The 12775-nt window shown below is 37.5% G+C and carries 11 protein-coding genes; 9 read left to right on the top strand and 2 right to left on the bottom strand.

The genetic code is table 11. The features are described 5' to 3' along the window. Window positions 1-677 precede the first annotated feature (677 nt). Together BN2144_RS04105 and ybaK are read left to right on the top strand one after the other, a co-directional pair. Window positions 678-1796 (top strand): NAD(P)/FAD-dependent oxidoreductase, encoded by a 1119-nt coding sequence (locus tag BN2144_RS04105; RefSeq protein ID WP_033827053.1) that lies wholly within the window; start codon window positions 678-680, stop codon window positions 1794-1796. Between the two features lie 98 nt (window positions 1797-1894). After that, a complete protein-coding gene (ybaK, locus tag BN2144_RS04100; protein ID WP_033827052.1) occupies window positions 1895-2371 on the top strand; it encodes a Cys-tRNA(Pro) deacylase in 477 nt (158 codons plus the stop codon). A 137-nt stretch (window positions 2372-2508) separates the two neighbouring features. Here the strand turns inward: ybaK and BN2144_RS04095 are convergent, their stop codons facing one another. After that, the gene (locus BN2144_RS04095) at window positions 2509-4602 is read right to left on the bottom strand and encodes a DNA topoisomerase III (protein WP_033827051.1); all 2094 of its coding nucleotides are present in this window, start codon (window positions 4600-4602) and stop codon (window positions 2509-2511) included. Window positions 4603-4774: 172 nt separating this feature from the next. Here BN2144_RS04095 and BN2144_RS04090 point away from each other — a divergent pair, with 172 nt between their 5' ends. Continuing rightward, window positions 4775-5230 (top strand): MarR family winged helix-turn-helix transcriptional regulator, encoded by a 456-nt coding sequence (locus BN2144_RS04090; RefSeq protein WP_407638001.1) that lies wholly within the window; start codon window positions 4775-4777, stop codon window positions 5228-5230. A gap of 295 nt (window positions 5231-5525) precedes the next feature. Here BN2144_RS04090 and BN2144_RS04085 read toward each other — a convergent pair whose 3' ends face one another. Continuing rightward, entirely contained in the window at window positions 5526-5909 is a 384-nt protein-coding gene (locus BN2144_RS04085; RefSeq protein ID WP_094763108.1) for a DUF2500 domain-containing protein, read from the bottom strand. Window positions 5910-6286: 377 nt separating this feature from the next. Between BN2144_RS04085 and BN2144_RS04080 the strand changes: the two genes are divergently transcribed. From BN2144_RS04080 to BN2144_RS04050, 6 genes are all read left to right on the top strand, one after another. Then, window positions 6287-6622: a hypothetical protein gene (locus BN2144_RS04080; RefSeq protein WP_139017847.1), complete on the top strand. Its 336-nt coding sequence runs from the start codon at window positions 6287-6289 to the stop codon at window positions 6620-6622. Between the two features lie 28 nt (window positions 6623-6650). After that, a complete protein-coding gene (gene mvk / locus BN2144_RS04075) occupies window positions 6651-7643 on the top strand; it encodes a mevalonate kinase (RefSeq protein WP_033827048.1) in 993 nt (330 codons plus the stop codon). After that, window positions 7627-8649: a diphosphomevalonate decarboxylase gene (mvaD, locus tag BN2144_RS04070; RefSeq protein WP_042337576.1), complete on the top strand. Its 1023-nt coding sequence runs from the start codon at window positions 7627-7629 to the stop codon at window positions 8647-8649. The genes mvk and mvaD overlap by 17 nt, the downstream gene beginning before the upstream one ends. Then, entirely contained in the window at window positions 8642-9748 is a 1107-nt protein-coding gene (locus tag BN2144_RS04065; protein WP_033827047.1) for a phosphomevalonate kinase, read from the top strand. Before mvaD ends, BN2144_RS04065 begins: the two co-directional genes overlap by 8 nt. Window positions 9749-9787: 39 nt before the next feature. After that, a complete protein-coding gene (fni, locus tag BN2144_RS04060; protein WP_033827046.1) occupies window positions 9788-10822 on the top strand; it encodes a type 2 isopentenyl-diphosphate Delta-isomerase in 1035 nt (344 codons plus the stop codon). Between the two features lie 468 nt (window positions 10823-11290). After that, entirely contained in the window at window positions 11291-12751 is a 1461-nt protein-coding gene (locus tag BN2144_RS04050) for a nicotinate phosphoribosyltransferase (protein WP_407638000.1), read from the top strand. The last annotated feature ends 24 nt before the right edge of the window (window positions 12752-12775 follow it).

The following is a 12775-nucleotide window of genomic DNA, read 5'->3' as shown; positions in this document are numbered from 1 at the left end:
ATTTGTTCTTGGATTTTCTTACTTTCCCCAGTGTATTCATTGAACTGCCTTCGATATTTAATATCACCATATAAAATATAGCCCCTTGTTAAGGCTAATCTTTCTGAAACATTAAAGGCTAATTTATTATTGGCGAGAATAAGCTGTAACTCTTTATTTACAATCTCATCCGTTTTCTTATTTGTATGGTAAAAGGAAAATAAGTTATATGAGACGAGTATACCAATTGATAAAATGACTAAAGAAAAACTAAAGACAATTTTTTGTTTAATAGTTTTAAAATTAAATAAATTTTTCACAGAGAACACCTCTAACCTCATAGTATATAAGTACCAATCCCCATTAGTAAAAAGGTAACGAGATATATTATATGATAATATTAATTTTTCCAAAAAACAAATATTATTTTAACAAATAGTAATTTCGAACCTATTATAATTATGTTATTAGTTGATAAAAGGAAATTCTAGTTCGCGATTCCAGGCTTAATGTAAAAAATTAGGTTAAAATAGTAATTAGAAAGGAAGTTTCGTACTTTCATCATTGTGAGAAAGGTTTCATTTATACATAACGGGAAGTAATCATCCCACTTGAAGAATCTAGATCCCCTTCGTAAAGGTCCTCAGTTGGCCTAATTCACAGGAAGGGATGAGTAACTAAAAGGAAAGGAAGTTAAAATGAAGCGGTATATTATTGTTGGCGGAGGAATTTTAGGGGCTTCTACGGCCTATCATTTAGCAAAAATGGGTGTCGAACAAGTAACAATGATTGATCGTAAAGATAAAGGACAGGCGACGGATGCAGCAGCTGGTATGATTTGCCCCTGGCTATCACAAAGAAGAAACAAAGCTTGGTATACACTTGCTAAAAAAGGGGCTGGATATTTTCCCCAATTAATTAGGCAGCTTGAAGTAGACGGTGAAGAAGAAACAGGGTATAAACAAGTTGGTGCAATTCGTATTCACAAAGATATAGAGAAATTAAAAAAGTTGGAGGAAATTGCGAAACAACGGCGGGAGGAGGCTCCGGAAATAGGCGAAATTTCCATCCTTTCCATTGAGGAGTCAAAAAAGCTGTTTCCATTATTGGAGGAAGGGTATCATTCAGTTTTCATTAGTGGAGCTGCCCGTGTGAATGGACGTGCATTAAGGGATGCACTTTTACGTGGTGCAAGGAAGCATGGTGCGAAAATGGTAAACGGTTCAGCTGACATTGTTGTTGACGGGAAAGAGATTCGGGGTGTTCGTGTAAATGGTGAAATAATTGAAGCAGATTGTGTCATTGTAACAGCAGGGGCATGGGCGGATGAGTTATTAGCCCCATTAGGAATTCAATTATTACTTACATATCAAAAGGGGCAAATTGTGCATTTGAAATTGAAGAATGCAAACACAGGAGAGTGGCCAGTGATTATGCCTCCAGGAGACCAAAGTATTTTATCATTTGACAATGGCGAGGTTGTTATCGGTGCAACTCATGAAAACAATACGGGTTTTGATTTTCGTGTAACCGCTGGAGGATTAAACGAAATTTTCACAAAGGCATTTGCCGTTGCACCCGGTTTATCAGATGCTGAGGTTCACGATATTCGTGTAGGTTTCCGTCCTTTCACCCCAAATTTCCTTCCTGTCATTGGGGAAGTTCCTAGGTATCATGGTCTTTATCTCGCCAATGGATTAGGAGCCTCTGGACTGACGACAGCTCCGTTTCTTGGTCAGCAGTTAGCAAAATTAGCAGTGGAAGAAGAATTAGAAATTGATGTGGTAAATTATGATATTCGTGGAGCGATTAAGTGATTTTTGATCGAGGTAGTTAATACTTGAAAATCAACAGGCGCAAATACAATTAGGTAGTGAATGATATTGTAGTCAAAAGGGAAAAGGAGTAAGGTTCAATGAGCAGTAAAACAAATGCGATGAGAATCCTTGATAAGGAAAAAATAGATTTTCGAACATCAAGTTATGATGCGAGCGATGGGAAAATTGATGGAGTTGCTGTTGCGAATAAAGTGAATTTGGCACCAGCGACTGTTTTTAAAACATTAGTTACCCACAATGGGGAAAATTTATATGTGTTTGTGATTCCGGTTGAAAAAGAACTAGATTTAAAAAAGGCAGCAAAAGTGGCAGGAGAGAAAAAGTTAGAAATGTTACATGTAAAGGATTTGTTAAAATGGACAGGTTATGTTCGTGGCGGATGCTCGCCAATAGGGATGAAAAAAGCATATCCGACTTTTATTGATAATCATGCGGAAAAGCTATCAGAAATTGCTGTTAGTGCTGGTAAAATTGGAATGCAAATAATTATTAATCCAAATGATTTAGCAAAAGTTGTTCAGGCCAAGTTTTCTGATTTAACGAAAGAACAGTAATTACTGAGGAAGGAAACATAACTAGGAATCACAAAAAACCGGGGTAAAAAACGACACCCGGTTTTTAAAAGTTGAACAGCCATTTCGTATTTATTTGCTCCGATGAATGATAAGAAGACATCCGTTTTTAGAAGAATTTACTCTTTCTCTTCTAACTTTGCCTTTAATAAATCCCCAAGACTTGTTCCGAAAGATTCTTCCTTTTTCGTATACTTTTGTAGGAGTTTTCGCTCTTCCCGTTTATTGACTGCCTTTTTCTTTCCTTCTGCTTTTTCCACAATATTACAATGACGGCATTGGAAGTATAGCCCAGCCTTTCCTTCATGCATCTCCATCTTTTTATGACATTGTGGGCAGCGGCGGTTTGAAAGCTTTGGCTCCGTCCGGCGACGATAGGAACATTCTAAATTTGAACAGACAAGAATTTTCCCATTTTTTGTATTCCGTTCTTTTAAGAATGATCCACATTCAGGACATTTTGATCCTGTTAAATTTGGTGTTCGGTATTGTTTATCACTTTGTTTAATCTCACGAACGAGAGCCTCTGTTTGCTGGCGAATCTTTTTCAAAAACTGCTGTGGATTTGCTTTTCCACGTGCGATTAATTCAAGTTCCTCTTCCCATTTAGCAGTAAGTTCTGGCGATTTTAAGTCATCGTTTACTAAATCCATTAACTGCTTTCCTTTTTGGGTAGAGAAGAAACGACCGTTTTGTCGCTCAACGACTTCTGTTGCGATTAACCGTTCAATAATTTCTGCCCTTGTAGCTGGTGTACCTAGCCCATATTTTTCCATTTGGCCAAGTAAGTCAGCTTCTGAATAACGTAAAGGCGGTTCGGTTAGTTTTTCATCCATAACAAGATCTTTCATAGAGAATGTTTGTCCTTTATGAATTTGATCAAGAGTAGATACTTCTAACACATCATCATCGTGGCCTTGAACTTTTTTAAAGCCCCAATCGATTACATTTCTAGCTCTCGTCGTAAAAACTTCCCCATTGACTTCGAAATGCGCTTGAACGGTTTCATATTTAAATATTGGATAAAATATCGTTAAGAAGCGGCGAACGATGAGATCATAAATTTTTCGTTCATCGGAAGACAAGTCCCCTAAATGCACACGTTCTTCAGTAGGAATGATAGCGTGGTGATCAGAGACTTTATCGTTGTTAAAAACTCGTTTAGCCAGTACTTTTCCTTTATTTGCTAGTAATGGTTTAGCTTCATCTTTATATGCAGTTGCTACACCTTGAAGTCTTTCTAACATAGTCCCTTGCATATCCGATGTTAAATAACGAGAGTCTGTCCGTGGGTAGGTGACGTATTTATGTTCTTCATATAATTTTTGCAACACATTTAATGTTTTTTTGGCAGAAAACCCGTATCGTTTATTCGCGTCGCGTTGTAATTCATTTAAGTCGTAAAGTAATGGTTGCTGTTCTGATTTTTCCTTTTTCATTACTTGGATGACGGTGGCTTTTTGTCCTTTTATCCGGTTGATTACTTTATCCGCTTCTTCTTTATCAAATATTCGTTTTTCCCCGTTTTTTTCCCATTCTACATCTAGCGAATGGACTTTTCCTCGAATGACCCAATATTTTTTCGGGACAAATTTTTGAATTTGTTTTTCACGGTCAATAATTAAGGATAAAGTCGGCGTTTGTACACGGCCTGCGGAAAGCGGGTCTTTATATTTCGTTGTTAAAGCTCGCGAAACATTTAAACCAATGAGCCAATCCGCTTCAGCTCGGCAAACAGCGGAATGGTAAAGGTTCTCATATTGTTTCCCTGGTTTTAATTGTTTAAAACCATCACGAATCGCTCGGTCTGTCACGGAAGAAATCCATAGTCGTTTAATAGGTTTTTTCCAGTGAATCTTTTCAATAATCCAACGGGCAACGAGTTCCCCTTCACGACCTGCGTCTGTCGCGATAATCAGCTCTGAGATATCTTTTCGTTTAGCCAATCCTTCAATTGCTTTAAATTGATGACTCGTTTGGCGAATGACTTTTAAACCCATTTTAGTTGGAATAATTGGTAAGTCTTCAAGTCGCCAAGTTTTGTATTTTGGATCATAGTTTTCGGGCATTTTTAGCTCAACAAGATGTCCAAGTGCCCATGTTATAATGTAGTTTTTTCCTTCGATATAAGATTTATGCTTTTCGCGTAAGTCGAGGACACGTGCAATCTCCCGTGCTACACTCGGCTTTTCAGCGATAATGAGTGATTTCATAAGAAACTCCTTCCAAAAAAGTGTTCATTTTACCTCTGTCTTATGTTAGTATACCAAATTATGAAGGGAACCAATATAGACAAGGGTGTTATTTCAAATGGCTTGACATAGGCGTTGAATTATCATATAATTATTTCGAATTCGAGATAATAATTTTAAAGGATTGAATGATATGGAAATGAATGAAGTGAAAAGAGACCAAGATGTTTCATTAAAACTATTCATTGTACTATCTAGAGCGCTTGAAGCAATAGAGAAGCAAATCGTAAAAAATGTAAAAGATTATGGCTTGAATTTAACTGAATTTGCTGTGCTTGAATTGCTTTTTCATAAGGGTGACCAACCTATACAAAAAATTGGTCAAAAAATTCTATTGGCTTCAAGTAGTATTACGTATGTTGTTGATAAGTTAGAAGAGAAAAATTACTTAGTTAGAAAAGCATGCCCGACAGATCGCCGTGTTACCCATGCCTCAATTACTGACGAAGGGAAGAAAATAATGGAAGATATCTTTCCGCGGCATAAAGAGGCGATGAGTAAAATTATGGCTGGCTTAAACACAGATGAAAAAGAAATGGTTGTTGAAAAACTAAAGAAGCTCGGATTATATGCTCAACAGCTAGATTAACATGCTCTATCGAATGGAATAGAAAGGAAGGGGCTGTCCAGAAGATCATATTTTGATTTCTGGCGGTCCTTTTCATGTTTCAAAACGTTGATATATCAATTTTCTTGATTATCACATTTTGGCAATTGGGAAAGTAAAAATTTTCCTCTACGCATAAGTGCATAAGGAAGGCTCTAGTAGCATTGCATTGCAGCCCAAAAAAGCTTTTTCGACGAACTACGGGTGGAGGCTCTAGCGTCCCTGAGTTTTTTAGATATCCCTTTTTGAACAGACTCTTTGTCGTGGGTATCATTACTTATCGTTTTCTTTCAAATCCGATAAATCTCGTTCCTTGAAAAGTAAGAATTCCGTCATCCTCTTCTACAAGCTTTCCGTACTCTTTTCCAGAAACAGTAAATTCCAAACGATCTCCACTCTCAAATTCAAATGTAACATAATATGTTGTATAGGATGAATGAGATGCGACGTCATTATTCATACTTGTACTTCCATGTACGTCTGAACGTTTTGTTTTTACGACGGCAGGAACACTTAACCGAGGTGAGTTTTCATTTTTTCTCCATTGGCTAATTCCTTTAATCATCGTAAAGATAATCATACTAAAGACGAAGATAAAACAGAGTCCAATAAAAACTGAGTCGAAATGATAAAATATATCTCCAAAAAAGAATGAATCCACTATGTGTATCTCCCCTTATTTTTGTTTATTAGTCATACGTGTAGAAGGATGAAAAGTTTCACACTAGGGAAAAAATAAAGGTGTCTTTGATAAATGATAACGATTATCAATTAAGGTAGAAATGATTGATTTTAAGTTGTATACTAATGAAGGAAAATACTGAAACTATTCGTACAGAATGCTAGAAGGAAACTTGAGATGGTAGACTTAAAAATCAAAAGGCTACCAATGGTGGAACATACACTTGTATGAAAAAGGGATGGAGAATCAGAAAACGAGTATAAAGAAGATGATTTCTGATTACTGAATCGGAACGCTTGTCTCTGTACCAGTTCGTTTACTTTTAGCAAGTACGCTTATTCCGTTTGCGGAAGTTATTGAAGATGATGCAAACCCAATTTTATTTGCTGGTGCGGTCGTTCTTCACTACTTTCGACAAATCGCTGGCTTGCCCTTATCGTTATTATTCCTTATGGACCATCTACTGGAATCTAAGGATTGTTCAAGACGGGAAAAATGTATTTATTTCGTTTTTTAGATTTGTTTCCCTTGTCCTTTTACTTGCTTATATGAATGCTGGATGGATGAATATTGCAGGGGTCTTTTTAATTGAAATTGTTTCAGGCACATTAAGTCGCATGGGAGTCAATTTTGGTGTACAATTTATGGTGTTATATTCTGCACCATGGCTAATATCGGTTTTGGCCGGTTAGTGATTTTTTTAGAAAGTGGGGAATTGTATTGCACAGCTTAGAAAAAAGAGGGATTGGTACGGCTCATAGTAAAGTGATTCTCATTGGTGAACATGCTGTTGTTTACGGCGAGCCTGCAATTGCACTCCCTTTCCCCCGTGTTTTAGCAACAAGTGTTGTGGAAGAAAATCATGGACCGATTCTAGTTGAAAGTAAACAATATACAGGTCCACTTGATCAAATACCCGATCGGATGAAGGGGTTAGCACTTTGTGTAAAAGAAACAATGAAAGAGTTAAATCAAAGTGAAGAAGATCTGAAAATTTCCCTTCAATCGGAAATTCCAATTGGACGTGGGTTAGGTTCTAGTGCTGCTACTGCACTAGCGATTGTTCGTGGACTAGCTAGCTTTTTCCAAAAACCATTACCGAAAGATAAGTTACTTTCGCTTGGGAATGTTGCTGAAAAATATGCACATGGAAATCCTAGTGGAATTGATATCGAAGCGGTTTTCCATGATTGTCCAATTTGGTTTCGGAAAGGTGAACAGCCTAAGTCAGTATTCATTCAATCTTCCTTTTATCTTGTTGTTAGTGATACAGGTGAAATCGGAAATACACGACTCGCTGTGAATAGTATACTTGAAAAGAGAGAGACAGATCTATTGAATACCGAGCGAGCGATTAAACGTTTAGGTGTACTTACGGAAAAAGCGAAAAATGCACTTCAACAAGGAAACCTTGAAGAACTTGGGAAATTTTTAAATGGCGCACAAATCGAATTACAACATTTAGGTGTAAGTGATAAAAATATCGATTACTTAGTAGAGATAGCAAAAAAGGCAGGGGCACTCGGTGCGAAATTAACAGGTGGTGGCCGTGGCGGATGTATGATTGCTTTAGCTAAGGAAGAGGGACAAGCATCATTTATAGCAAAAGCATTAACAGAAGCAGGAGCGAACAAGACATGGTTTTTCAAAGTAGATGCGACGAATGAAAACCTGTTTGATGAATGGGGTGAAAATATTGAAAGCAACAGCTAAAGCCCATACGAATATTGCATTAATTAAATATTGGGGAAAACGGAATGATCGTCTTATTTTACCGACCAATAGTAGTTTATCTGTCACACTTGATCGATTTTATACCGTAACAACGGTCGATTTTGATAAAGAACGAACGGAAGATGTCTTCTATCTAAATGGCGAACTGGCGCCCGAAAAGGAAACAAAGAAAGTTTCTACATATTTAAATAAAGTTAGAGAATTCGCAGGTGTTGAGCTCTTCGCTTCTGTCTTTTCGGAAAATCATGTACCCACTGCAGCTGGTTTTGCGTCGTCTGCATCCGGATATGCTGCGCTTTCGGCCGCTAGTACGAAGGCGATTGGACTAAACTTAACTCCACGTGAACTATCCCAATTTGCTCGGATTGGTTCTGGTTCAGCATGCCGTTCTATTTATGGAGGATATGTTGAGTGGCAGATGGGCGAAAAAAATGATGGCTCTGACTCGTATGCTGTTCCACTTTTAGATGGAAAAGAATTTCCTATTGCGGTTTTATCTGTAATGGTAAATGCAAGTGAAAAAAAGGTGCTCAGTCGTGAAGGTATGAAACGAACGGTAGAAACTTCACCATTTTATCAAGGTTGGTTGGAATCGGCAGAAAAAGAATTAGTAGAGATGAAACATGCACTTACATTACGAGATTTTACTAGGCTAGGTACAATTGCTGAAAAAAATGCGTTAAAAATGCACGCAACGACACTTGGAGCGGATCCACCATTTCTTTATTGGCAAAGTGGGACACTACAAGTCATGGATGCAGTGGAAAATTTACGTTCAAAAGGATTGGAAGCATATTTTACGATTGATGCGGGACCGAATGTGAAGGTACTTTGTCAACCGTCCGACGTGGAAAAAATTACTGCTCAACTAAAGGAAGTTCCGTCTGTACAGCATATTTATCCGTGTCAACCAGGGCCGGGAGTAACGTATTTAGACGGTGTTCATATAGCGGATGTAAATAATAGGGGCGATCTTGATGGATAGTTCAACCATACATGTTCAAGTACCTGGTAAATTATTTGTAGCTGGTGAATATGCGGTTTTAGAACGAGATCAACTAGCCATCGTGCTTGCCGTGAACCGTTATATGACAGGTACGATTCAAGAAGCGAGCAAACATACGATAAGTTTACCTCAACTAGGATATGATGAAATTCATTTCGAAGTGAAAAAAGGTGAAGTCTTCTTTAGTCAAAACGAAAAGAAATTCCCTTTTGTAAGAAATGCTTTATCTATTTTCTATCAGTTTTTATATGAAGTTGGTATTTCACCACGTCCGTTTCGGTTAACGGTTACTAGTGAATTAGATGATAAAACGGGGAAAAAGTTTGGATTAGGATCTAGTGCGGCTATTGTAGTAACGGTTATCACTGCATTGCTTAATTTCTACCAGTGTAAGATGATACGACCATCGAAGGAATTGATTTATAAATTATCAGCAATCATCCATTATCAAACCCAAGGAAACGGTTCATGTGCAGATATTGCCGCTTCAACTTATGGTGGGTGGTTATCGTATCAAATGTTTCAACCCGATTGGCTTATCGGTGAACTAGAAGGTGGAACAAGCTTGAACGAGTTAGTGAAAATGGATTGGCCAAGCCTTTATATAAAACGGATATCAGCACCGAGTAGGCTGAGTTTTGCAGTGGGCTGGACGAAAACGGCAGCTTCTACAGCACCAATGGTTAGTCATGTTCAAAAGTTAAAAGAAGAAGCACCAAGTTTATATGAAGAATTTTTGTTAGGTAGTAGACGTGCAGTCTTACAAATTCTTGACAGCTTTAAACGTGATGATATAGATGGAGCAATCGAGGGTTTTGCTGAAAATCGTCGAGTATTAAAAAAGTTAAGTGCCTATGCAAAAGTAGATATTGAAACACCCGCTTTAAAAAAATTCATTGAAATTGCGAATAAGTACGGTAGTGGAAAATCATCAGGTGCTGGCGGTGGTGATTGTGGAATTGCATTCGTAAAGGACCGTCAGCATATTGATTTTATGTTAAAAGAATGGCGTGATGCCAATATCGAACCGCTTGGACTACAACTATCTAATTATGGTGCAATTCCAAGTGAAGAATAAATCTATACTTACTATTTCACCTGAAAGAAGGTGTTTTGATTGCCTGAAGAAATTAATAAAAGAAAATCAGAACATATTAATATTGTATTAAATGAAAAAGTAACTGGTACAAATGTAACAACTGGTCTTGAACATGTAAGATTTATCCATAATGCTTTGCCTGAAGTAGATTTTGGCGAAATATCATTGGCGACTAAATTTTTAGAAAGACCAATTGAAACGCCTTTTTTAATTAGTTCTATGACGGGTGGGGCACTCATGGCGGAAAATATTAATCGGAATTTAGCCATTGCAGCTGAAGAACGTGGTTGGGTTCTCGCGCTAGGTTCCACTCGGGCTTTAATTGAAAGTTCTGAGCATCACGCCTCTTTTCAATTAAGAAAGTATGCACCCAATATCCCGATTGTAGCAAATTTAGGTGCAGTCCAATTGAACTATGGTTTTGGTGTAGAAGAATGCAAACAAATCATTGAAATTACAGATGCTGATGTGCTAGTTCTGCACTTAAATAGTATTCAAGAAATTGTACAAGATGATGGAAATACGAATTTTAAAGATTTGTTACGTAAAATTGAGCAGCTATGTTCAAAATTAGATGTTCCGGTCGGTGTAAAAGAAGTTGGCTGGGGAGTTGATGGAGAGGTAGCTGCACGATTAACAAATGTCGGTATTTCTTTTATCGATGTTGCTGGAGCGGGCGGTACATCCTGGAGTCAAGTCGAAAAGTTTCGCTCTAAAGAAAAAGCAAAAAGAATCGCTGCTGAAGCATTTAGTGACTGGGGAAATCCAACGGTCGAATGTGTTCGTTCGGTTAGAGCTCAATTACCCAATCAAACGATTATTGCAAGTGGTGGCATGCGGACTGGTGTTGATGCAGCTAAAGCAATTGCGATTGGAGCAAATCATGTTGGGTTTGCCCGTTCGATTTTAAAAGAAGCGACAGAAACTCCAGAAGCCGTTATGGAAGTAATGGAGACACGGGAACTTGAACTAAAGATGGCCATGTTCGGAATTGGTGTCAAAACGCTAGAAGAATTAAAGAAAACGAATCGAGTATATATTGAAAAGTCTTGAAGATTTCAAGGCTTTTTTTGTTGGGAAAGAGGAGGATTTCTGAGAAAGGAGGTCGACTTTGGGAACCCTCAAACTTCGGAAAAAAGTGCTAGACTTCGGAAATAACTCTCAAACTTCGGAAAAAGCCCCTCAACTTCGGAAAATCCGGGTGTCTGTAATTTCGCGGAGCTCCCAGCATTTACTGTCGAAGCAAGCCCAAATACTGTCGAAGTTCCCCTTGTACTGTCGAAGAATATTACCCAATTCCTCTCGAATCCCTCCACTTACAGTCGAAGCCTCTCATTTACAGCTAAAAATCCCCCTTTTGCTATCGCCCCCCTCCGAACCCCCTCAAAGAAGTTCCGCTTTATTATCATGATTTTTTAATTTGTAGAGATAATAATGAATGATGGTATAATATACTTATTAAAGAAATTGTCAATTTTTTTGAGAAGAAGTGAACAGACAGGAAAATTGGAGGTTAATATGGTGAGTAAAAAATACACCGATGATTCATTAGCATTGCACACGGATTTTTACGAGTTAAATATGGTTCAATCTTATTGGAAGGATGGAGTACATAATAAGAAGGCTGTTTTTGAAGTTTTCTTTCGTAAAATGCCTTTTAGACATGGATACGCTGTTTTTGCTGGATTAGAAAAAATCATCCAATATTTAAGTGACTTTCATTTTACTGACAGTGATCTTGCCTATTTACGTGAAATTGGATATGAAGAGGAATTTCTTACGTACTTAAAAAGTATTCGTTTTACAGGAACGGTGCGCTCAGTTGTCGAAGGTGAAATTGTTTTTGCGAATGAGCCACTTATACGAGTAGAGGCACCTTTAGCTGAGGCACAATTAATTGAAACGGCCTTACTAAATATTGTGAATTACCAAACATTGATAGCGACAAAAGCATCACGAATTAAACAAGTTATTGGTGATGAACCGATGGCTGAATTCGGTTCAAGACGGGCACAAGAAATGGAAGCGGCAGTTTGGGGAGCACGTGCAGCAGTTATCGGTGGTTGTGATTCTACCTCAAATGTTCGTGCAGGGAAGTTATTCGGTATACCTGTCTCGGGAACTTTAGCTCATTCAATGGTTCAAGTATATCATGATGAATATGTAGCATTTTCAAAATATGCAAGCACTCATAAAAATTGTGTTTTTCTTGTTGATACATACGATACATTAAAATCTGGTGTACCCAATGCAATAAAGGTAGCAAAAGAATTCGGTGATAAAATTAACTTTATCGGCATTCGTATTGATAGTGGTGACCTTGCTTATTTATCAAAAGAGGCAAGAAAAATGCTTGACGATGAAGGATTTTCGAATGCGAAGATTTTTGCTTCAAATGATTTAGATGAGCATACAATTATTAATCTAAAAGCTCAAGGGGCGAAAATCGATAGTTGGGGAATTGGAACAAAACTAATTACTGCTTATGATCAACCGGCTTTAGGAGCGGTGTATAAACTTGTTGCGATTGAAGAGAATGGACAGCTAGTTGATACAATAAAAATTAGTGGAAATCCTGAAAAAGTAACGACTCCGGGACTAAAACGGGTTTATCGGATTATTAATAAACATAGTGGAAAATCAGAAGGGGACTACATTACACTCGATTGGGAAAACCCACTTGAAGAGGAACCGTTGAAAATGTTCCACCCCGTTCATACATTTATAAGTAAGTATGTAACAAACTTTGACGCAGTTGATTTACATAAAGATATATTTGTAAATGGGGAATTGACTTATGAACTTCCAACGATAAAAGAAATTAAAGAATACGTTAATCAAAATCTTAATCTTTTATGGGACGAATATAAACGAATTCTTAATCCGACACTTTATCCAGTTGATTTAAGTCAAGCATGTTGGGATAATAAAATGGCAAACATCGATAAAGTTCGACAAAAGGTTGCAAAGTTAGAATACTAATTTTTTTATATAAAGGCCAGCTCC

The sequence above is a fragment of the Bacillus andreraoultii genome, from assembly GCF_001244735.1.
Classification (GTDB): domain Bacteria; phylum Bacillota; class Bacilli; order Bacillales; family Caldibacillaceae; genus Caldifermentibacillus; species Caldifermentibacillus andreraoultii.
The sequence above is the reverse complement of the archived record's forward strand: the minus strand, read 5'-3'. Positions and strand labels throughout refer to the sequence as shown.